This is a genomic window from Paenibacillus hamazuiensis (assembly GCF_023276405.1).
GTDB classification, from domain to species: Bacteria; Bacillota; Bacilli; order Paenibacillales; family NBRC-103111; genus Paenibacillus_AF; species Paenibacillus_AF hamazuiensis.
This window is the reverse complement of record NZ_JALRMO010000001.1, coordinates 8,125,398-8,147,621: the sequence shown is the minus strand read 5'-3', so window position 1 is coordinate 8,147,621 and position 22,224 is coordinate 8,125,398. Positions and strand designations below refer to the sequence as shown.

The 22,224-nt window shown below is 54.0% G+C and carries 15 protein-coding genes; 8 read left to right on the top strand and 7 right to left on the bottom strand.

The annotated features are described in order from the left end of the window. The first annotated feature begins 5 nt into the window (after nucleotides 1–5). Nucleotides 6–1,172 (top strand): sporulation protein YhbH, encoded by a 1,167-nt coding sequence (gene yhbH, locus MYS68_RS36010; protein WP_248930347.1) that lies wholly within the window; start codon nucleotides 6–8, stop codon nucleotides 1,170–1,172. Next, on the top strand, nucleotides 1,169–2,596 hold the full coding sequence (locus tag MYS68_RS36005) for a SpoVR family protein (RefSeq protein WP_248930346.1): 1,428 nt from the start codon (nucleotides 1,169–1,171) through the stop codon (nucleotides 2,594–2,596). The genes yhbH and MYS68_RS36005 overlap by 4 nt, the downstream gene beginning before the upstream one ends. Nucleotides 2,597–3,293: 697 nt before the next feature. Here the strand turns inward: MYS68_RS36005 and MYS68_RS36000 are convergent. From MYS68_RS36000 to MYS68_RS35990, 3 genes are all read right to left on the bottom strand, one after another. After that, nucleotides 3,294–3,761 (bottom strand): hypothetical protein, encoded by a 468-nt coding sequence (locus MYS68_RS36000; protein ID WP_248930345.1) that lies wholly within the window; start codon nucleotides 3,759–3,761, stop codon nucleotides 3,294–3,296. A gap of 31 nt (nucleotides 3,762–3,792) precedes the next feature. Further along, a complete protein-coding gene (locus MYS68_RS35995; protein ID WP_248930344.1) occupies nucleotides 3,793–4,566 on the bottom strand; it encodes a hypothetical protein in 774 nt (257 codons plus the stop codon). Nucleotides 4,567–4,909: 343 nt separating this feature from the next. Then, nucleotides 4,910–5,692, bottom strand: a complete 783-nt coding sequence (locus MYS68_RS35990) for a helix-turn-helix transcriptional regulator (RefSeq protein ID WP_248930343.1) — start codon at nucleotides 5,690–5,692, stop codon at nucleotides 4,910–4,912. Nucleotides 5,693–5,771: 79 nt separating this feature from the next. Here MYS68_RS35990 and MYS68_RS35985 point away from each other — a divergent pair, with 79 nt between their 5' ends. The 6 genes from MYS68_RS35985 to MYS68_RS35960 all read left to right on the top strand — a co-directional run bounded on the left by MYS68_RS35985 (nucleotide 5,772) and on the right by MYS68_RS35960 (nucleotide 14,129). Beyond that, nucleotides 5,772–5,963: a hypothetical protein gene (locus MYS68_RS35985; RefSeq protein WP_248930342.1), complete on the top strand. Its 192-nt coding sequence runs from the start codon at nucleotides 5,772–5,774 to the stop codon at nucleotides 5,961–5,963. Between the two features lie 231 nt (nucleotides 5,964–6,194). Further along, nucleotides 6,195–8,318 carry a glycoside hydrolase family 52 protein gene (locus tag MYS68_RS35980; protein WP_248930341.1) on the top strand — a complete coding sequence of 708 codons (2,124 nt, stop codon included), beginning with the start codon at nucleotides 6,195–6,197 and terminating at the stop codon, nucleotides 8,316–8,318. A gap of 29 nt (nucleotides 8,319–8,347) precedes the next feature. Further along, on the top strand, nucleotides 8,348–9,274 hold the full coding sequence (locus MYS68_RS35975) for an ABC transporter permease (RefSeq protein WP_248931127.1): 927 nt from the start codon (nucleotides 8,348–8,350) through the stop codon (nucleotides 9,272–9,274). Between the two features lie 13 nt (nucleotides 9,275–9,287). Then, on the top strand, nucleotides 9,288–10,148 hold the full coding sequence (locus tag MYS68_RS35970; protein WP_248930340.1) for a carbohydrate ABC transporter permease: 861 nt from the start codon (nucleotides 9,288–9,290) through the stop codon (nucleotides 10,146–10,148). 80 nt (nucleotides 10,149–10,228) lie between these two features. Beyond that, the gene (locus MYS68_RS35965) at nucleotides 10,229–11,764 is read left to right on the top strand and encodes an extracellular solute-binding protein (RefSeq protein WP_248930339.1); all 1,536 of its coding nucleotides are present in this window, start codon (nucleotides 10,229–10,231) and stop codon (nucleotides 11,762–11,764) included. 316 nt (nucleotides 11,765–12,080) lie between these two features. Beyond that, the gene (locus MYS68_RS35960) at nucleotides 12,081–14,129 is read left to right on the top strand and encodes an alpha-glucuronidase family glycosyl hydrolase (protein WP_248930338.1); all 2,049 of its coding nucleotides are present in this window, start codon (nucleotides 12,081–12,083) and stop codon (nucleotides 14,127–14,129) included. A 128-nt stretch (nucleotides 14,130–14,257) separates the two neighbouring features. Here MYS68_RS35960 and MYS68_RS35955 read toward each other — a convergent pair whose 3' ends face one another. The 4 genes from MYS68_RS35955 to MYS68_RS35940 form a co-directional block, all read right to left on the bottom strand. Beyond that, a complete protein-coding gene (locus MYS68_RS35955; protein ID WP_248930337.1) occupies nucleotides 14,258–15,601 on the bottom strand; it encodes an MATE family efflux transporter in 1,344 nt (447 codons plus the stop codon). Between the two features lie 194 nt (nucleotides 15,602–15,795). Next, nucleotides 15,796–17,730, bottom strand: coding sequence for a DUF2334 domain-containing protein (locus MYS68_RS35950; protein ID WP_248930336.1), 1,935 nt, complete (start codon nucleotides 17,728–17,730; stop codon nucleotides 15,796–15,798). Nucleotides 17,731–17,972: 242 nt separating this feature from the next. After that, nucleotides 17,973–18,632 carry a tetratricopeptide repeat protein gene (locus MYS68_RS35945; protein WP_248930335.1) on the bottom strand — a complete coding sequence of 220 codons (660 nt, stop codon included), beginning with the start codon at nucleotides 18,630–18,632 and terminating at the stop codon, nucleotides 17,973–17,975. A 102-nt stretch (nucleotides 18,633–18,734) separates the two neighbouring features. Further along, nucleotides 18,735–21,755 (bottom strand): S-layer homology domain-containing protein, encoded by a 3,021-nt coding sequence (locus MYS68_RS35940; RefSeq protein ID WP_248930334.1) that lies wholly within the window; start codon nucleotides 21,753–21,755, stop codon nucleotides 18,735–18,737. Nucleotides 21,756–22,224 lie beyond the last annotated feature (469 nt).

Sequence of the window (22,224 nt, the reverse complement as noted above, 5' to 3'; positions counted from 1 at the left end):
ACCGCATGGCAGAACCTTTATTTACCGTGTCTCGCGAAGACTGGTCGCTGCACCGCAAAGGCTATCAGGATCAAACCCGGCATCAGGAAAAAGTGCGCGATGCGATCAAACAAAACTTGCCGGACCTCGTGTCCGACGAAAGCATTATTTTGTCCGACGGCAAGCAGATCATTAAAGTGCCGATCAAAAGCCTTGACGAATACCGGTTTCGCTACAACTACAACAAGAGCAAGCATGTGGGGCAAGGGGACGGGGAAAGCAAGGTGGGAGACGTGCTCGGAACCGATCCGCAGCCGGCATCCGGAGCCGGCAAGGGCGAAGGCGCCGGGGATCAGCCGGGCGACGATTATTACGATGCGGAAGTGAATATGGAAGAGCTGCAGACGATGCTGTTCGAGGAGCTCGAGCTGCCCAACCTCAAGCAAAAGGATAAGCAGAATGTGACAACGAAGGAAATCGTTTTTAACGATATACGCAAAAAAGGAATCATGTCCAACATCGACAAGAAGCGGACGATTCTCGAAAACATCCGGCGCAACGCCACGCACGGCGTTTCCGGCATACGCGGCATCAGCCCCGACGATCTGCGGTTCAAAACGTGGGACGAAATCGTTACACCGCATTCCAATGCGCTCATTTTGGCGATGATGGACACGTCCGGCTCGATGGGCTCCTTCGAAAAATATATCGCCCGCAGCTTCTTCTTCTGGATGACGCGTTTTTTGCGCACGAAATACGAGCAGGTGGAAATCATATTTATCGCCCACCATACGGAAGCGAAGGTCGTCACGGAGGAGGAGTTTTTCACCAAGGGCGAAAGCGGCGGCACGATCTGTTCGTCCGCTTACCAGCTCGCTTTGGAAATTATCGAACGGCAGTATCCGCCGGCGAGCTACAACATTTATCCGTTCCATTTCTCGGACGGAGATAATCTGACGAGCGATAACGAGCGCTGCGTCAAGCTGATCGCGGAACTATCGAAGCGCTGCAACATGTTCGGGTACGGCGAAGTGAACCAATATAACCGCAGCAGCACGCTGATGTCGGCTTACCGCAACATTCACGATCCGAACTTTGTTTACTACGTCATCCGGGAAAAAGGCGAAGTCTATAAGGCGCTTAAAACGTTCTTCCCGAAATCGGGCGACGGAGGGAAGGTGGTTGGCGCATGACCGGCGACGAGATGAAGCAGCTTGAGTACGCCATTGCCGAAATTACCGAAATCGCCAAGGGGTTCGGGCTCGATTTTTACCCGATGCGGTATGAAATTTGCCCGGCGGACATCATTTACACGTTCGGAGCTTACGGGATGCCGACCCGCTTCAGCCATTGGAGCTTCGGAAAAACGTTCCATAAAATGAAAACGCAATACGATTTCGGCTTAAGCAAAATTTACGAATTGGTCATCAACTCCGACCCGTGTTACGCGTTTCTGCTCGATGGCAACTCGCTCATTCAGAACAAGCTGATCGTCGCGCACGTGCTGGCGCACTGCGACTTTTTCAAAAACAACGTCCGCTTCTCGAAAACGAACCGCAACATGGTTGAAAGCATGTCCGCCACCGCCGAACGCATCCGCCAATACGAAATCGAGCACGGCACCGACGAGGTGGAAAAATTCATCGACGCCGTTCTGGCCATTCAGGAGCACATCGATCCGCTGATCTCGAAGCCGTACGGCGTCGCCCGGCAAGTGCACGACCGAAAAGCGCCGCCGCAGGAGCAGACGGAGCGCCGCTTCGGCTACGAGGACCTGTGGGACCTGGAGAATCTCGGCAAATCCGCCGAAAAACCCGAAGCGGAGGAAACGAAACGTTTCCCGGCCAAGCCGGAGAAAGATTTGCTGCTGTTCATCGAGGAGCATGCGCCGTATATGGAAAACTGGCAGCGCGATATCCTGACGATGCTGCGCGACGAAATGCTGTATTTCTGGCCGCAGATCGAGACGAAAATCATGAACGAGGGCTGGGCGTCCTACTGGCACCAGCGCATCGTGCGCGAGCTCGATTTGACCGAAGACGAGACGATCGAATACGCGAAGCTGAATTCGTCGGTTGTCATTCCTTCCAAGATCAGCTTGAACCCGTATTACCTGGGGCTGAAAATTTTCGAGGACATTGAGAAACGTTGGGACAATCCGACATCTGAAGAGCGGGAGCGGTTCGGACGGGTTCCGGGAAAAGGCCGCGAAAAAATATTCGAGGTGCGGGAGTTTGACTCCGACATCTCGTTCATTCGCAATTATATGACCCAGAGCTTGGTCGAGGAACTGGATTTGTACATTTTCGAGAAAAAAGGGCCGGAGTGGAAGATCACCGACAAATCGTGGGAAAACATCCGCGACCAGCTCGTCTTCTCCCGCGTCAACGGCGGCTTCCCGTACATCGTCGTGCAGGACGGCGACTTCCTGCGGGGCGGCGAGCTGTACCTGAAGCATCTGTACGAGGGCATCGAGCTCGACCTCAAGTATGTGGAGCGGACGATGCCGTACATTTACAAGCTGTGGGGCAAAAATGTGCACCTCGAGACGATTGTTGAGGAGAAGCCGGTTTTGTTTACGTTCGATGGGAAGAAGCACCATCGGAAGTTCCTGTGACCCCCCCCCCTAAATCGTTAAGGCTCCCCCCTAAATCCCCCCACCGGGGGGACCCCAGGCGCTCGGGCGCCCTGGACCCGCCCTTATGGAGGGACTGCTCGCTTCTAATTCGCGTCTGCCCGGCATCGATTTTTCGGCTTCGCCCGAAAAATCAGATGCCGGGCACGCTTTACTTTGGGCGCGAGGCCGAGGGAGCGACGGCGTGCCTCGAGCCCGCGTTTGTCTGCCATGGTTTAGCTGACGCGAACCTATGGCAGACCCGCTTTACTTTTGGCGCGATGCCGAGGGAGCGACGGCGTGCCTCGAGCCCGCGGTTGCCTGCCATGGTTTAGCTGACGCGAACCTATGGCAGACCCGCTCTACTTTTGGCACGATGCCGAGGGAGCGACGGCATGCCTTATATCCGGTTTTTCTGGCGAAGCCGGAACCACTCTACTACTACACAACCAAAACCGCGGCGATGGATTGCCGCGGCTTTGGTGTGTCTTTGAAACCCTGCAAGGGGCGAATCCGATGACCAAGGTGAGGGGTATCCCCGGAGGAGTTTACGTCCCGCCTTTGAAATCGTGCAATTACCTCTAAATTTCCAATAAAAGATTGCACGATTTCAAGAGCGGGCCGAAGGGGTTACCCCCACCTATGACAAGCGGATTCGCCCCTTCTTTAAGGGTTTCCACCAAGGCTATCCATCGCCGCGTCAATTCGAAGGCGCATTCAAATCGAGCATGGCAAAGCCGAGCGGCCGATATTCGCGGATGACTTCCCGCATGCGGTCGAGCCGATACGTGGGAAAGTTCACCATCACGATTACTTCCGATTTGTCCAGCCCCGGTTCTTTAGCTTGCTTGCTTTTGCTGATCAAATAATGGACAAGAAGAGTCAGCAGCGTACCGCCGACCAGCCCGATAAGCCCCCAAAGGATAGGCCCCCATACCAGCACGTATCCGTAAATAACCCCCAGCAGCATGCAGGCCGTACCGATCGCAAGCGGAATATCCAAAATATTGGCGCCGCCTGTGGAGGTAGCGGTGATTTTCCGCATCTGCATCATGTCCTGGTGCAAAGGTATCGCGAGAATTTGATCGCGGCCGACGCCGATCTTCTCCAAATCGCGGAGCAAAATTTCAAGCTCGAACGAATGGTGAAACGTACAGATTAAATACAAGCTGACCCCGCCTTTTTCGACTGACGCTTCTTTATATGGGCATGCGAAATCGTTTGTCCTGGTATTGCTCCTTCAAGAAATACCCTTGCTGCTGCTTAAAAAGCTTGGTAAATTGGGACGCTGCCATATGGGTTTCAAACAGCGCATAGCCGTAGAGCGAAGGCATAAACAAGACCCACTGCGGCGGCATCGTCGCGATGGCTTCGGCGAAATGTCCCGTCATCGTATAGTGAAGTCCCGTCGGCAGCCTGGAAAAATAACATGTCAATATCCACCCGGCAAATGCAAATAATCCCGAAATAAGACGCTGCAGGTAAATATGGCCGAGACCCGGTAAAAAACTCGACCACAGCAAGGCGAGCCATGGCTTATATGGTCTCATGAAATGAATGCCGACCGGCGTCATGACGACGGGTGGCTGATCGATCCACTCGTTTTCCGAGAGCATGGCCAACTTGTTGGCGTCGTTTGTTTTATTGTAGCTGTCCCATATCGTAAAAACGTATACCGCAATATATAAAGAAATCCACTTCGTTTCCAGCACGGCCTTCGCTTGCACGAAATCGCCGATCATGGTCAAAAAAATAGCTTCGTTCAAATGGGCCTGGACGTTGGTATAAAACTCCCACCCCACAAGCAAAAAGCCCTGCAAATATTTGCCCAGCATCATATGCCCGAATCCGGGAATCGCGGCAGACCACCACAGGACGAGAAACGGACTGCGCGGATATACGTGGTTAAGGGTAAATACCGATAAGGATGCTCTCGGGTAACGAGGCACCTTTCTCTGGGAAGATGGTTTCATAACCGGGGTGCTCCTAACCTGGGAGACTGATTCTTTTGTATTATGCAAAAAAATTCCCATTAATATGCAAACCATGTTACTTTTCCCCAGTTCCGATGTTCAAAAAAATAGCGGCATAATCTTAAATATTTACAAAAAATATTGCCTTCTTCTATGGAGAATCGCGATTCGCTCCGCTATAATTTAAATCAAATTAGTTCATCCGATGAACTAACTCAGCTCCATTCTTGACGGCCAACTTTTATTTTGCTCATGACAGCGCTGCCATATGGTGAACTTTTGAACCCGCACATTTTTGCAGGAAAGTTAAAACATCTCACATGAAATTAAATAATTACAAATCCTATTTGCGCAGCGTAGACGGAGGAAATCCTTTAATCGCTTTAAAGACGTTGCTGAAATAGCTGATGTCCCTGAAGCCGCACCGCTCCGCCACCTCCGATACGGAGAACCCGCCGGCCCGCAGCATCATTTCCGCATTGTTGATGCGGATCAGATTCAGAAATTCCTTGAATGAATAGTTCGTATTCGCTTTAAACAGCTTGCTTAAATAGACAGGGTGCAGGTTGACAATGCCGGCGACCGAGGACAAATCAAGATCTTCGGAGTAATGGTCGATAATGTATCCCTTCACCTTGTTGATGCGGTTATCGGCATGTACGGAGGAAGTTTGGTGAAAAGATATGGTGAGCAGACGATGGATGATGAGCGTCAGCAACCCTCTTGCATGCATTTGGTAACCCGGCTGCTTGCTCATCCATACTTGAGTGAATTCGCGGATGTAACTCAAAATTTCGACGGTGATATGTTTTTTGGTTACCGTTTCAAACGGCAAATGCAAGCCATTGTCGGGATGCATGTAAAAATTGAATGCATACGAATGCATCGGGCTTTCCTTAAACGTATGCGCCTGCCGAAGATTCCCCTCGGGAATGTAGATCATATCCCCGGCTTCGACCGTATGTTTTTCGCCGTTGACATAGTAGTTGGCTTTGCCTTCGACAACAAAGGTCAAGTCGTGAAAATCGATTTTTTGCTTGATGATCTCCCAATCCGGGAAGCATCTCCGATCCACGAACAGGAAGCAGCTTGGAACGATTTGTTCGTATAGCTCCATATTGATCATACATCAACCCCCCGCTGGATTTTATAGTATCACGCCGCTGCAAGATAATAAAGACCGCCCTGCCGGGGGCGAGAACGAATTGAAACCGCATACAAAGAGTGAAACTCGCCGCCTTGGTATTGTTGTTATTGAAGCTGCCCGTCCAGCTTCCTTCGGCCCGCTGCGAAGCCGGCGAAGCTTTTATCTACAATATAAAAAATATGTAGAGCCTGTTCAAAAAGTCGAAGCGCGGGCGCAGGAGCGAAGCGTTCTGCTTTTGAAAAAGCGGTGAAAACAGCGAAGCGGGACGGAATCGTGCTGGAGAAGCGCCAGCGGTCGCCTTTGTGAACGGATTTCTACGCCGAACGGCGTTTGAATCAAAAGAAATCCGTGAACAAGAGCGATCGAAAGCACGATCCGGAACGCGAAGCGCCCGATTTTCACCATTCTTTTCACGAACGCGAAGCTGCTCCCCGGCAGCGCAAGACTTTTTGACCAGGCTCAACTCGAAAGGACGATCTCTATGCCAACCAATATGTTTTTCAACGCCCACCATTCCCCGATCGGCGCGTTCGCCAGCTTTACGCTCGGATTTCCGGGCAGCGGCGGCGGTCTCGATCTCGAGCTCGGCCGTTCCCCGAGACAAAACGTCTACATCGGGGTGGAATCGCCGGACCGCGAGGGGATATACGAGGCTTTGCCGTTTTTCGCCTCGCAGGACGACGAAAGCAAGCGGTACGACATCGAAAACCCCGATCCCGAGCCGAATAAACCGCGGATCATCCTGCCGTTTCCGCAAGACGCGGTGAAACGCGATTTTCGCCTGGGTACGGACACATGGACGGCAGGGGACCTGACATTCACAGTGTACTCGCAGGTGCAGCCGGTGCCGGACCCGGCGCTCGGCGGCGAAGACGAGCTGAAGCTTACGCTCGTCCCGGCGGTGCTGGCCGAGCTGACGATCGACAACACGCAGGGAAACCGCAGCCGGCGCGCCTTTTTCGGCTATCAGGGAAGCGACCCGTACAGCTCGATGCGGCGCCTCGACGATACGTTGGACGGCGTGGCAGGCGTCGGCCAAGGGCGGCTGACGGCGATCGCATCGGCCGATCCGTCCGTTCGTTCGGCGCTCCATTTCAGCCTGGAGAACATTTTGCTGACGCCGCTCACGGAAAACTGGACGTTCGGACTCGGCACGGTCGGAGCGCTCGTGACGGACGTCCCGGCGGGAAGCAGCCGGACGTACCGCTTCGCGGTCTGCTTCCACCGCTCCGGCATCGTTACGGCGGGCATGGACGCCGCTTACTGGTACACCCGTTATTTCCGCAGCATCGAGGAGGTCGCCTCCTTCGCGCTTGCCGAATTCGAGACGATCGCCGCCCGCGCCCGGCAGGCGAACCGGATGATCGACGATGCGAAGCTGTCGGACGACCAAAGGTTTATGATGGCGCACGCGATTCGCAGCTATTACGGCTCCACCGAGCTGCTGATGGCGGACTGCGAACCGTTCTGGGTCGTGAACGAAGGCGAATACCGGATGATGAACACGTTTGACCTTACGGTAGACCAGCTGTTTTTCGAGCTGAAAATGAATCCCTGGACCGTCAAAAACGAACTGGACATGTTCGTGAAGCGGTTCAGCTACGAGGACCGCGTCCGTTTTCCCGGCGATCCGGCGGAATATCCCGGCGGCATCAGCTTCACGCACGACATGGGCGTCGCAAACACGGTTTCGCGTCCGCATTATTCCTCCTACGAGCTGTACGGCCTGGACGGCTGCTTCTCGCACATGACGCACGAGCAGCTCGTCAACTGGGTGCTCTGTGCGGCCGTATACGCGGAGCAAACCGGGGACAAGACGTGGCTCGCAGCCAACATGGACGTGCTCGTCCGCTGCCTCGAGAGCATGCTGAACCGCGATCACCCCGATCCGGCTCAGCGAAACGGCATCATGGGCCTTGACAGCACGCGGGTGATGGGCGGCGCCGAGATCACGACTTACGACAGTCTCGATGTCTCGCTCGGCCAGGCGAGAAACAACATTTATTTGGCCGGCAAATGCTGGGCTTCCTATGTGGCGCTCGAGAAGCTGTTTGCGGAAAACGGCATGCCGGAGCTGGCCAAGACAGCTGCGGATCAAGCCGACAAATGCGCACGTTCGATCGTAAGCCACGTGACCCCGGAAGGGTACATTCCCGCTGTGATCGGCGAAGGGAACGACTCCCGGATCATTCCGGCCATCGAAGGGCTCGTTTTCCCTTACTTCACGGGCTGCAAGGAAGCGCTCGACCCGGCCGGACGGTTTGCCGAATATATCGCCGCTTTGAAGACGCATTTGCAAACGGTGCTGAAGGACGGCGTCTGCCTGTTTCCGGACGGCGGCTGGAAAATTTCATCCACCAGCAGCAATTCGTGGCTGAGCAAAATATATTTGTGCCAGTTTATCGCCCGCCGCATCCTCGGCCTGCCTCGGGATGAGCGGGGCGCGGCTGCGGATGCCGCACATGCCGCATGGCTGACGCATCCCGAGCTGTCCGTATGGAGCTGGAGCGACCAGATCATCGCCGGGGAAATTGCGGGCAGCAAATATTATCCGCGCGGCGTGACAAGCATTCTTTGGCTGGAGGAAGGGGGAACAGACACGTGAATTCTTTAGGCATCGAAGCAAAGAGCGCGTTGAAAACGAAAGTGAAGTCGGGCCGAGGGTTCGTCTCCTTATGGAAATACCGCTGGCTGTACGTATTTATGCTGCCGGGCGTCGCCTACTTTATCATTTTCAAATATGTGCCCCTTTGGGGCCTCCTCATGGCGTTCAAAAACTACCAGCCGCATCTGGGGTTGATGAAAAGCTCCTGGGTCGGCTTCCAGCATTTTGCACGGTTTTTCGGGATGCCGGAGTTTTGGATGCTGTTCCGCAACACGCTGCTGCTCGGGCTCTACAGCCTCGTCATCTTTTTCCCGATTACGATCATCCTGGCGCTTCTGCTGAACGAGCTGAGGAGCGAGCTTTACAAAAGATTTCTGCAGACGCTCATCTACGTGCCGCATTTCCTGTCGTGGGTCGTTATCGCGGGCATATCCTACATGCTGCTGACGACGGAAGGCGGCGTCATTAACGATATCATCACCGGCATAACCGGGGGACCGGCGATCGAATTTTTGACGAGCACCGAATGGTTCCGCCCGCTTATTATCCTGCAGATGATCTGGAAGGATGCGGGCTGGGGGACGATCATTTTCCTGGCGGCGCTGGCCGGCGTCAATTTGCAGCTGTACGAGGCGGCCCGCATGGACGGAGCGAACCGGCTTCAGCAGCTTTGGCATGTCACGCTCCCTTCCATCCGCAGCGTCATCGTGATTCTGTTCATTTTGCGGCTGGGCAGCTTTCTCGACCTCGGGTTCGAGCAGGTGTTCCTGATGCTGAACGCAATCAATCGCGAGGTCGGCGAAATTTTCGATACGTACGTGTACCGGGTCGGGCTTCAGCAAGGGCAGTTCAGCTACAGCACGGCGGTCGGGCTGTTCAAATCCGCCGTCGGGTTCATCCTGGTCATCATCGCCAACAAACTCGCCAAAATGTTCGGCGAAGAAGGCATTTATTAGAAAGGAGGCCCTCATGCACACACATGCGTCTTTGCCTAGCAAAATCTTCGATGCGATCAACTTTACTGTGCTCGGCCTTGTCGGTCTGGCGGCGTTTCTTCCTTTCGTCTATGTCGTCGTCACCTCCTTCTCCGCGCAAAACGTCGTTTGGCCGACCGAGTTTACGCTGGATACGTACAAGTACATCTTTTCGACCGCCACGTTCGTCCGCAGCATCGGCGTTTCGGTTTACATTACGCTGCTCGGCACCGTGCTCAGCCTGCTGGCAACCTCGCTTATGGCCTACTCGCTGTCGTTCAAATATTTGCCCGGACGAAGCGGCATTTTGCTTATGGTGCTGTTTACGATGCTGTTCAACGGCGGCCTTATCCCGACTTATTTTGTCGTGAAGCAGCTCGGAATGATCAATTCGCTTTGGTCGCTCATGGTTCCCGGCCTCATCAGCGCCTTTTATTTGATCGTCATGCGCGACTTTTTCGCCAGTGTGCCGCACGAGCTGATCGAATCGGCAAAAATCGACGGAGCCCACGATATCGGCATCCTGCTGCGGATCGTTTTGCCGCTGTCGCTGCCGGCGCTCGCCGCCTTCGGCTTGTTCTACGCGGTGGGCATCTGGAACCAATATTTCAGCGCGATCATGTACATCAATACGCCGGAAAAGTGGCCGGTGCAGGTCATCCTGCGGCAAATCGTCGTGCTCGCGTCCGGCGGCCTCGGCGATTCCGGCGGTTCGTCCGGCGAAAACGTCGCCTACTATGGTCAAGGAGTGAAGATGGCGGTCATCGTCGTCTCCACCATCCCGATTTTGCTCGTCTACCCGTTCCTGCAAAAGCACTTCGCCAAAGGCGCGCTGCTCGGCTCGGTAAAAGGATAACTTCGGCAACAGCAGGCGAATCAGCCCGCAGCCGAAGCGATCGTTTTATAAAATTCACACAGATGAAGGGGAGGTTCTTTATGAAAGGAAACACATTGAAAAAGCTCGGCTTCGGCACGATCGCCGCAGCGATGGCCGGCTCCATGCTGGCCGGATGCTCTTCGAATGGAGACGGCTCCGCCGCCCCGCCGCAGCAGCCTGCGGCCAATCAGCCTGCCGGTCCGCTGACGATCAAGATGACGCTCAACTTCGACGGCAAGGAGGTTCCGAAAAAAGACAACGAGGTCGAGCTCGCCATCGAGAAGTATACGAATACGAAACTCGAACTCACGCATATCTCCAGCAACGATTTTTGCACAAAGCTGCCGGTCATGATCGCCTCCGGCGACCTGCCGCAGGTGATCGCCAGCTGCGGGGCCCCCAGCCAGTCCTATTTGATCAGCGCAGCTCAGGGCGGCACGTTTTGGGATATTACGAACATCATCAAGGAGTTCAAAAATTTGTCGTCGATGCCCAAGATTGTCTACGACAACGTTTCCATCGACGGCAAACTGTACGGGGTTCCGAGGTTCCGTCCGGTCGCGCGTTATACGACGGCGTACCGCAAAGACTGGGCCGACGCGCTTGGCATCAAGGAACCGAAAACGCTGGACGATTATTACAACATGCTGAAAGCGTTCACGGAAAACGATCCGGATAAAAACGGCAAAAAAGATACTTACGGCATCACCGCGATGATTCAAAACACGGCGTTCAGTCCCGATTTCGGCCTGATGTTCGGCGCACCGAACAACTGGGGCGAGAAGGACGGCAAATTCATCAAAGCGGAAGAAACCCCGGAGTACCTGGAAGGTTTGAAATTTACGAAACGGCTGTATGACGAGGGGCTGCTGAACAAAGATTTCGCGACGATCGACCGCGGCAAATTCGAAGGCGATCTGGAGAACGGCAAAGCCGGCGCCATCAGCGCCACGACCAATACGGTGCTCGCTTACCAAACCCGCGTGCAGAAGCAAAATCCGAACGGCAATCTCGATTTCTTCAGCGTGCTCGAAGGCCCGAAAGGCAAACGCGTGCAGGCGGACCGCGGCTCCAACGGCATCCTGATGTTCCCCAAGGCAGCGGTCAAAACGGAGGCCGAGCTGAGGCAGCTGCTTGCCTTCTTCGACAAGCTGGCGGATAAGGAAATGGCCGATCTTCTCGAATGGGGCGTCAAGGGCAAACATTACGACATCAAAGACGGCAAGCCGGTCAGGACGAACCAGGAGCTGTACGACAACGAAGTGTCGTTCCCGTACAAACTGCCTCTGCGCGCCGTGCCGCTTGACGATATTAAAACGCAGGGCGATCTCGATCCGATTTCGAAAAAGGTGCTGGAGATCGAAAAGGATAACGAGAAGTATGCCGTCAAAGACCCGGCCATGGTGCTGATCTCCGATACGTGGAACCAAAAGGGCGCCGAGCTGCTGCAAATTTTAAACGATGCCAAGGTCAAATTCGTCATGGGCAAAATCGACGAGGCCGGCTGGCAAAAAGCGGTCGAGCAGTACAAAAAAGCCGGCGGCGACAAGGTCGCGGAAGAATACGCCGCAGCAGCAGCCAAAGCGAAGAAATAACAGGCTGACGCCGAAGAAACGTTTGCCGCTTCTGCCGATATGTCCCGTCATGTCGGCAGGAGTACGGTTTAGGGCTGCTGACGGGGAATGGATCAAGGTTACGGCACCTGACGTTTGCCCGATAAATCGCTCTTGCGACCTACAGGCGGCTCTTTCCATTGACTCACATATACGTAATTTTTACTGTTTACCAAGAAAAACGGGCAAATAACCGCACCTCAGTCCATTAATCGCGAGCCGAAAAACAAAGGCCGGACCATCGGGTTAAGACAGAACTTGTTTGAAGAAGGTATATATCCATTGCAGGAGGGCTCACATGAAACTATTGAGACAAGAAAGCGGCTACACCTGTTGGCTGCGCTGCGAAGCATGCCGCGATGAGCATTTACTGCGCGAATACCGTTCCTGGTGCGGCGGCCTGCAGACGATCGGGTCGTCGGAGATACTCAAGTCCGCACAGAAGGAGCTGCTCTCGGGAATCGCCGCGATAACCGGCCAGACACCGACCTCCGAGGCGTCCGCGCAGTTTCTGCTGCTTGGGGTGCTCGGGCAATCCCCGGAGCTCACAGTCGCTTCCGCCGGATTAACGGAAGACGGCTATCTGATTCGCACCGTCCGCCGGGATGGGCAAAGCTTCATTCTGCTCGCCGGCAAAACGGATAAAGGCGCGCTGTATGCGGCATTTCATTTTTTACGGCTGCTGCAAACGGGAGAGCCGCTGGGTACCCTCGATATCGCCGAAAACCCGAAAAACCGTTTGCGCATGATCAACCAGTGGGACAACATGGACGGCAGCATCGAACGCGGATATGCCGGCCGGTCGATATTTTACGAAAATCATGATTTCATAGGTGACCTTGACCGCATCCGCGATTACGCCAGGCTGCTTGCGTCCACAGGCATCAACGCCATCGCGATCAATAACGTGAACGTGCACCGCACCGAAACGAAGCTGATCACGAGCGAATGGCTGCCGGAGGTGGCCCGCGTGGCGGGGGTTTTCCGCGAATACGGCATCCGGACGTTTCTCAGCATCAATTTCGCCGGCCCCATCGAAATCGGCGGCCTGGCGACAGCCGATCCGCTGGACGGAGAAGTTCGCTGCTGGTGGGCGGATAGGGCCGCCGATATTTACCGGCATATCCCGGATTTCGGCGGCTTTCTGGTCAAGGCGGACTCCGAGTTCCGGCCCGGCCCGTTCACGTACGGGCGGGATCACGCCGACGGCGCCAACATGCTCGCGGAGGCTTTGCAGCCTTACGGCGGGCTCGTCATCTGGCGCTGCTTCGTGTACAACTGCCTGCAGGATTGGCGCGACCGCTCCACCGACCGGGCCCGGGCGGCTTACGATCATTTTACTCCGCTGGACGGCCGATTTCTGGACAACGTTATTTTGCAAATTAAAAACGGACCGATGGATTTTCAGGTGCGCGAACCCGTCTCCCCGTTATTCGGCGGCATGACAAAAACAAACCAGATGCTGGAGCTTCAGATTACCCAGGAATATACCGGGCAGCAGAAGCATTTATGCTACCTCGTGCCCCAATGGAAGGAGGTGGCCGACTTCGACACGTACGCCCAAGGCCCCGGCACTACGGTAGCCGACGTCGCGAGCGGCGAAGCGTTCGCAAGGCCGCATGGCGGCTTTGCGGCGGTGTCCAATATCGGCGACGAAGCGAGCTGGACCGGCCATATTTTGGCTCAAGCCAACCTTTACGGCTTCGGCCGTTTGGCGTGGAACCCGGCGCTTGCCGCGAAGGACATTGCCCGCGAATGGGCGGCGATGACGTTCGGACCGGACCCGACGGTGGTCGGAACCGTTTGCAGCATGCTGCTGGCCTCCTGGAAAATTTACGAAAACTACACGGCGCCGCTCGGCGTCGGCTGGATGGTGAACCCGGGGCATCATTACGGCCCGAACGTCGACGGGTACGAATATTCGAAGTGGGGCACGTATCATTTCGCCGACTGCCGAGGCATCGGCGTGGACCGAACCGTACGGTCGGGAACAGGTTATACGGCTCAGTACCGTTCCCCGCATGCGGAGCGTTACGAGTCGCTGGAGGAATGTCCGGACGAGCTGCTGCTGTTTTTCCATCACGTCCCGTATACGCATCGGCTGAAATCCGGCAAAACGGTGATCCAGCACATTTACGACTCGCATTTTGACGGCGCGGAGCAGGCGGCGGAGCTGGTTAAAATCTGGGAATCGCTCCGGGGTAAAGTGGACGATGAACGTCATCGCCTGGTGCTCGAACGTCTGAAGGAGCAAGCGGAGCACGCGATTGAATGGCGGGATGTCATCAACACGTACTTTTATCGTAAATCGGGCATTCCCGACGAGCAGGCACGTACGATTTATTGAAGCGATGTCCTGAACCGAGCGTCGCGTATACGAAAGAGGGGCGATACGAACGTCGCCCCTCTTCCTTTTCCCCAAACGCATCGGCATGATCGCCCGGAAATACGCAGCGCCTTTCGGCACCCGTAAGCTCAGCCATGACCGGCCTCCTTAATAACCACCGCGGACCAATCGGTGCGGTAAAAACGCAGCATCACCGAAACCGCAAACAACGCGAGAAACGCATACAAGGCTATCCACGAACCGACGCTGTGAAGGTCCAGCATAAAAGTGAGCGCATACGTCAGCGGAATAAACACGAGCCAGCTGAGCAGAAACGAGGTGCGCAGCAAAAACGTCGTATCTCCGATCCCCCTGAGCCCGCCAGCGTAAAAATTGAGCAGCCCGTCGAATATTTGCATAAACGCGGAAATGCGGATCAGCTGCGCCGTCAGCTCGTAAACCGCCGGATCGTCCGTATAGATGCGCGCCACCGGCCCGGCGAAGACGAATTCGGCGAGCCCGAGCACGAACAAAAACAAGCTGCCCAGCACCGCCACATCCGTACCCATGCGCCGCGCTTCGAGAGGCTGGCCTTTGCCGATTTCCTGCCCGACGAGAATCGTCGCCGTCGCGCCGAAAGCGAACGCCGGCATAAAGCCGAAGCTCATCACGTTGAGCGCCACCTCATTGGCCGCAAGCGCATGGGTGCCTAAGCGGGTGACAAACATCGTAAACACAAACATCGAAAGGCTCATCGCCACTTCCTGCATGCCGAGCTTGCCGCTTTCCGCGGCAATCAGTTTCGCTTCCGCCCGGTCGCTAGCCACGCGAGCCCTCGTGCCGAACCGCCGATGAAGCCGCACGAAATACACATACATGCAGCCGATTACGTTGACCAGCTCTCCAAGCAGCACGGCGAGCCCCGCACCCCACAGGCCCAGTTCGGGAAAGCCGAAACGACCGTAGGTCAGCACGTAAGTAAACCCGATCATCGCCGCGTTCCCCGCCAGCGACAGCACCATCGGCGTGCGCGTATCGCCGATGCCGCGAAAAAAGCCGTGGAACACAAAGCCGGCGGTCGTCGCGGCAACCGCATACAGCCGCAGGCACAAGTAGTCCGTGCCTGCGGCGACCAATTCCTCCGAGCCGCCCATCAGCCGCAATATCGCGCCGGGCGCGGCATAGCCGGCCAGCAAAATGAGCAGCACGACCGCAAGGCATAAATAAAGTGCGATATAAGTGCGCTGGATCCCTTTTTTCATATCCCCTGCCCCGTAATTTTGCGCGACCAAATAATTGATCGAGTTGCCGATCCCCGAGCACAGCGCCCAGGCGTTATAGCAAATGATGTTGGAAACGCCGACGATCGCGATAACCAGCGCCCCCATATGCCCGACCATGATCAGGTTGATCGTGCCCGTCACCGTTGCCGAAGCAAAGGAGACGACCGACGGAATCGCGAGTCCGAGAATAAGCTTCCAATTCGTAAACATGCTGCGTTTCCTCCGATAAAGTCCATAATATCCCTATTTTGACTCTTTTCGAAAATTCCGGCAAGGTAAAATACGCCTAAAACCAATTCCCCGGTTTCCCGGGAAACCCGCTCTCCGTCTCTCAAAGAAAAAACTCCCGGGCGCCGAATGCCATTCAAAATGAACAGTCGGAACGCCGGGAGGCCTTTAACTTGTCAACTTCCCGATTCAAAGGAAAGAGCGATATCCAGATAAGGATCCCCGCTGCCGGTGACAGCCAGATCGGTTTTGCCGTTGCCGTCGAAATCCGCCGCGATGAGCCGTTCGCCCGCTTTGCCCCAAGGCCCGAACGTCGAAAGCATGCGGTATTCGCCGTTTTTCTCCTGAAGGTATACGGTGTAGCGCATCTCCGTTATATCGGCGCGCAAAATGTCCTCTCTGCCGTCGCCGTTAAAATCGCCGAACCGAATGTCACCGTCTTCGTTCGGGATGCTCAGGAATGCCTTTCTCGCCGTCCACTGCATCGCAGCCTGATCGATCGTCAGCTCCAGCCCGGTTACGTCGTCTTCCCGGGGCACAAACACGCTCATGGTCCGATCGTCAATCCTGCGGGAGAGCGGTTCGGTTTTTGCCGCCGTTTTGAACTTGAACGGCTTCAGCGGCTTGATCTTATTGCCCGACCTGAGCAGCCCGTTCAACTGCATGTTGTCCTTCGACAAACCGAACAGCAAAACATCGCCGTTCGGCTGCGTCTGCACCGTCAGCTTCCCCCAGCTTAGAGGCGGAATCGTCCAGCTTTGCGCAAATACGAACCCGCTGCCGTCGCTTGCGTACCTTAGCAGCCTTCCGTCCGGCTGAGCGACGTACAAGTCGCGCGAGCCTTGCGTGACCGTATCGCTCAAAGCCATCGCCGCGCCGCTCTGGTATTTGATGTTCGTCCACCGCTGCGGGGCGGTCTGTTCGGCGTTTCGCCGCTTTTTAAAGTCGCATGCCGTTACCGTCACATCCCCCGTCACCGTATCCCACCTGACAATGTCCGTCTGCCGGTCCCCGGTCACATCGCCCACCGCGAGCTTCGCCTCTTTGGCCGAGCCTACCGTCACGCTGTGAGCGGGTGTAAAAGGCACATAATCATGAATCGAATAAAAACGGTACCCTTTAGCCTTTAAACCTGCCAGCAGCTTCTGCAAATTGCTTTTGTCCTGAGCCGGATAAACATATTCGGGAAGCCCGTCGCGGATCACCGGGTTGCCTTCGCTGTCGGTGACCGGTATCAAATGCTTGAATTCGAGAAACGGATGGTAAAAGAACGAGTTGATGTTATCCGATTTGCCGAGGCGATCGAGGATGACCTTCTCGTCTTTGTTATAAGCGATATAGTCGAACGGTGTCGGCACGTATGCCGCCCCGAGCGTCGATACCCCGTATCCGGTGTTGCGCTCGTTCATGTAAAAAGCCGCCGGCGCCCCGCGGTGCGCCTGCACCTCGGCCTGGTAGTTCAGCCCGAAATAGTTGCGGAACATCGCATCCTGCTCCGCCGTCGAACGGTAATGCGGCGCTTCCCAAAACGTCGGCTGAAAGCCGGCCGCCTCCAGAATGCGAAGCCCCTCCTGAAGCCGCGGATAAGCAAAGGCCGCCGTTGTCGTCTCTTCCATATTGTTCTCGTTAAACTCGTTGCCGATCCCGCTCTCGTGATGCCCGTCATCGCGCCGAACGCTGCCCACCTGGTGCGTGTACCCGTGCATGCCGAGCACGGCTCCGCTTTGCACCGACTGCTGCAGCAGCCGGTCGAACGCCTGCACGTACGGGTTATTCGTCTGGTCTAGCGATACGTCGTAACGGCTGCCGTCCGCCGGGTAATCGATCCACCGCGGGATGACGGCGAGATGGTAAGCGGCGTTGTTTTTTTGCAGCAGCTCCAGCACCGCCCTCAGCTTCCCGAGCTGCTCGACCGAACCGTATTGTCCGCCCGGACCGATGTCCTCCAGCCTCATAATGACAAATTTCGGCATGTTGGAGCCGCCTTCGACCGTAATAATATGAACCGCCGTAAACAGCAAACTTACCGTAGTCATCGCCGCGATATAGCGCATCCACCGGCTTCGTCTCCCTATGTACCAACCCTTGGCCAGCCGCCTTAACAACAACATAGCGGGTTCCCCTCTCGCTGTTCATAAAACGCTTACACTTCAAGTTATGTCGATTGTATCACGTTTTATGTCGGTCGAATATGTATATTCTTCTAAAAAGCTTAGGTAAAAAGCACCAAGGCTTGTACGGGATGCTGCAAAAAAAATCGGACCGCCAAAAATAACCGGCGGTCCATTTTTTTGTATTGGACGGACGCAAAAGGTAAACGGCTTTCGAAACGTGTAGCGATGGGCCGCTATTCCTATTTGCCCTGGATTTGATTTAACACCTTCTGCGCTTCGGGAACCCCTTGCGACGACTGCGGCGCTTTTTGTAAATATGCCGTCAAGCTTGCTTGCGCCGCTTCCTTCTGGTTCTGCTTGAATTGAGCGAGTCCCATAAAGCGGTAGGCTTCAACATATTCGGGGTCGTTCGCAATCGACTCGAGCAGCGGAATAACCTGCGCATAGTCTTGCTTGACGTAAAGAATCTGGCCTTTTTTGAACTTCAAATCTTTGTAATCCGGGTTTTGTTTAAGCCCTTCGTTGATAACGCTCAGCGCCTCGTCCAGCTTGTTTTCCAGCATTTTGACAGCTGCTATGTTGTTGTAAACTTCGGGAAGCTGCGGCGATTTTTTCAGTGCCGCCTCGTAATAGGCAAGCGCCTGGCCCATCTGATTTTGCTTGCGCGCGATGTTGCCCAGTTGGAAGTCGAATCTGCCGTCCTGAGGAAATTTTCCGATACAGCCTTCAACCTGTTTTTTCGCTTCGTCGTTTTTATTCGCCTGAATAAGCGCCAGTGACTGGCTGTAGCAAGAGTCGGCATCCTGCGGCACATCCGGAACGCGCGTCGAATAATAAACCCAAATTCCCGCGATCAGCAGCACCGGGATCAGGAGTAAGACCAGTTTGTTTTCTTTCATTCTGTAAGCGACCTCCGCCCGACAAGATACTCCTATTTTCGACGAAAGTAAAAAAAGAGTCAAACCCTTTTTAGGGCTTGACTCTTGAAGGAAAGATTAGTGCTAATCTTTGTAAACGGTGAAGGTGACGGTGTCGACGTTCTTGAGAACTCCGTCTACCATTCTCTGTAAACCGCTGATAGAAACCGTGTATACCGATCCGCTAACGGTCGGAATTGCGTCTTCGATCTTAAGATTGTAAACAGAGTCGTATACAGATGCGTACACGGAAGAGGTTACCGTACCGTTGTTAACCGTTACATGTGGTTGAGAATATTTCAAATCAATTCCGTTGTCGAAAGTGATAATCAAAGTAGTATCATCATTCGACGCATTGATAACAAAATTGCCGGAATTGTTAGTTCCAAGCGGCCCGTAGACACTGCCGGAAACCGAATCTTGCGTATATGCTTTGTAGTCTCCGGCATTTACCGTATCCGGAGTAATCGAAGCAAATGTAATGGTATAAGATGCTGTTAATTTGCCGTATTTTGCGGTAATCACAGCTGTGCCGGGAGCGACCTTAGTAACCAGCCCAGTATTGGAAACCGTCGCTATCGATGTATCAAGGCTTGTCCAAGTTGCACTGTTGGTTACATCTATCAAATCCCCGTTGCTGAGAACGGCTTTCAGGTTCAACTGATAATTTGGCCCAGATACTGTTCCCGGTTGGCTGTACACCAGGTCTGTTACTGTAACGGAAGGAACAGACGGAACCGCTACTTTCACACGATAGCTTTCAGCGCTGCCGGTACCGGACCTTTGGAAGTACGAGACGTATACGTCCAAGGCGCCGTTCAGACTATAATTTGGTACATTATAGATTTGATCTGTACCATTAGCTCCTGTCAATGGGGCAAAAATATTGCCGTCTTTGGCCGTATAGACGCCTACCCATCTTTCGTTGGCATTGCCTAAACCTTTAAAAGTAAGTTGAAGATCACCGTTTTGTTTTCTTTCAGGAACGATGCTCTTAGGATCAAGATCGGCTGGACGTACAGGAATATCCAACTCCAGTTTTTCGCTTTCCAGCTTGCCAACCTCCGTAATGGTTACATAAATCTTCGAAGCGCTGGCAGGGAAGCCTTCCTTAATCCATGCATAGATAGTATAGCTATCGTCTTGTTTTTTCGCAGAGCCAAGTTCATTCCCGTCAGGTCCGTAGACTTTAACGATAGTTCCTTCTTGTAATTCGCTATCAACGTAAACATCATCGCCGCCTTCAACGTAGTTAACCAAGAAAACGTCTTCCGCTACCGGTTTTGCAGATACCGGAGTTTCCGAAGTGCCATAACCTTTAACTACAACGGTGAACGTTTTTGTTACATTATAAACCCCGTTAGTGAGCGGTATCGAAATTTTAGCGGTTAATGTCACTTTCACATCTTTCGGCTGACGAGTAACTTTACCGCTGTCGCTGACAACAAGCGGATTGTCGGAAGACCAAATTACAGTCGCCCCATCAAGTTTGCCCAGCTTCAGATCTTTCGTTACCGAAGATGCGCTGTCGCCGCTTTCGTATGTAATGCCGACCGTAGCCGCCTTAATCGCAGCAACAACAGAATCGACCACATTGGTGAGCAGATCTTCCAGCTTGGAACCTTCAGGTACTACGATGTTGATCTTGCCGATTGCATTAGCATTGTCACCGAGGTTGACCTTCACACCAACTACAAACGTAACCTTCTTGATAACGGAAGCCGCTTTGTCATTAATGTTCAGCTTCGCACCGGTTACTTTCGGCGTTACGTTCTCGATGGAGCCGCTGCCTTCAATGGAAACGTCCGCTTTATCAGACGTCAACTGGACATCGCTAAGCGAAGCGCCTTCGTACACATTCATGGTTACCGTGCCTGCAACATTAATTGTGCTTGTAATGGTCCCCTTGAATGTAACTGTTTTGTTGCTCGACGAAGGATTCAGCGTAATCGTACCGAATACGTTTCCGCCTCCCAGGGCTTCTACGATAGCTTGAGAAAGTACATCCGTCGCCGCGATGGAGGATCCGCCTTCAGCTACGACACGAACGACTGCATTTTGCCCTCCTGCGCTGATCGTCAACTTCACCTTAACAATTACACCCTTCAGGTGAATGGAGTCCGGTGCGCCGGAAGCAACAACGATATTGTCCGCTTCGATGTTGTTAAGCGTAATGGTGCCTGTCTCACCCGGGTTCAGCGTCAACGTACCTTTGACTCTCGCCGTACCGGTGGCCGGACCGTAAGTACCTGCCGGCAAAATAACGTCGCCTTCTACAGTGCTGCCGTTATTGATCATATTGATTTTGGAAGTGTTGGACTTGTCCTTGCTCCCACCGCTGCTGCTGCTTCCGTTACCGCCAGAGCCGCCAGAGCCGCCGCCTGTTCCGGGAGTCGTTTCCGGAGTAGTCGTCGCCTCTTCTTTCTCGATTTCCTTGGCTTTGTCGACGTACTTCGCCTTGTTGGTCTTGAACTCATACGCCAATCGAGCAAGCGCTTGACGCTCTGCGCTGTCTTTCGGGCTGAATTTCAAGGTGCCGTCCGCATTGTCGATTCCGTTCACGAAGCCGATCTTAAACGCGAGAGATACGTGCGCACGCGCCCAATCGGATACTTCATCCAGGTCTGTCAGTTTCGCGTCGGCTTTGAGCTTCTTAGCCGTTTCTTCCAACCCGAATGCGCGGATGAAAAATACGACAAGCTCTTCGCGGGTTACTTTCGCATCGGGGGAGAACGTCGTATTCGAGGTTCCCTCAGTAATTCCCGAGTCTACCAAGGCACCCACATAGCCGCGATACCAGCTCTTCGCGTCCACGTCCTTGAACGCTGCCGCTTTGTCAGCGCTTTCTTTCAATCCCATCGAGAGAACGATAATCTTCGCAAGCTCCGCGCGGGTCATCGCTTTGCGGGGTTGGAAAGTGTTGTCCTCGTAACCGGAGATGATGCCGGCTTCAACCAAGGATTGAATTTCCGTTTTTGCGTATGAATCAGCGAGATCCTTGAGCTGCACGGTTGCACCGAATGCCATGGACGGCATCAAGGCGCTGAGGAGCAGTGCTAGGACCAACAATTGACTGATCATACGGCGTCTTGCCTTGAACAGCATGTCTTGGTTCCTCCTCTTATGTTGTTTTCAATGAGCGATTCTCTTACTCTAGTAAGGGCAGCTCAAAAAGAGACACCAAAATAAGGTAAGAGACAGAATGATTATACTACATTTCACGTCGTTCGAACATGCTTTTCTACATTTTTATCGGGAGAGTCGAATTCTCCAGGCCATCAGGCAAAAAGTCCTATATAGCCAAACGTACAGTTACTCAAGCAGGAATTGAAGGGCAAAAATAAGAACTGCGGCATCATGGCAACATCAAATACAAGTCGTATAAATTTTACGAATCTCCTCCTTTATACCTAAATAATTAAAAGGCATTCCTGCTTGTCTCCAAAATTCGACACGACCATCCTTTTTCCTGCGTACATGGATTGTGAATTTTACCACATTTTCAAATAACGGCGTGGTTGCGGCATCGGCCTATAAAATATTATTTACGGAAACGTCCTATCACTATATAATG

Coding starts and splice junctions, on each gene's coding strand:
- MYS68_RS35990 (WP_248930343.1), bottom strand. CDS start 5,692: ATGATCAATATGGAGCTATACGAACAAATCGTTCCAAGCTGCTTCCTG.
- MYS68_RS35950 (WP_248930336.1), bottom strand. CDS start 17,730: ATGTTGTTGTTAAGGCGGCTGGCCAAGGGTTGGTACATAGGGAGACGA.
- MYS68_RS35945 (WP_248930335.1), bottom strand. CDS start 18,632: ATGAAAGAAAACAAACTGGTCTTACTCCTGATCCCGGTGCTGCTGATC.
- MYS68_RS35995 (WP_248930344.1), bottom strand. CDS start 4,566: ATGAAACCATCTTCCCAGAGAAAGGTGCCTCGTTACCCGAGAGCATCC.
- MYS68_RS35980 (WP_248930341.1), top strand. CDS start 6,195: ATGCCAACCAATATGTTTTTCAACGCCCACCATTCCCCGATCGGCGCG.
- MYS68_RS35970 (WP_248930340.1), top strand. CDS start 9,288: ATGCACACACATGCGTCTTTGCCTAGCAAAATCTTCGATGCGATCAAC.
- MYS68_RS35940 (WP_248930334.1), bottom strand. CDS start 21,755: ATGCTGTTCAAGGCAAGACGCCGTATGATCAGTCAATTGTTGGTCCTA.
- MYS68_RS35965 (WP_248930339.1), top strand. CDS start 10,229: ATGAAAGGAAACACATTGAAAAAGCTCGGCTTCGGCACGATCGCCGCA.
- MYS68_RS36005 (WP_248930346.1), top strand. CDS start 1,169: ATGACCGGCGACGAGATGAAGCAGCTTGAGTACGCCATTGCCGAAATT.
- yhbH (WP_248930347.1), top strand. CDS start 6: ATGGCAGAACCTTTATTTACCGTGTCTCGCGAAGACTGGTCGCTGCAC.
- MYS68_RS35955 (WP_248930337.1), bottom strand. CDS start 15,601: ATGTTTACGAATTGGAAGCTTATTCTCGGACTCGCGATTCCGTCGGTC.
- MYS68_RS35960 (WP_248930338.1), top strand. CDS start 12,081: ATGAAACTATTGAGACAAGAAAGCGGCTACACCTGTTGGCTGCGCTGC.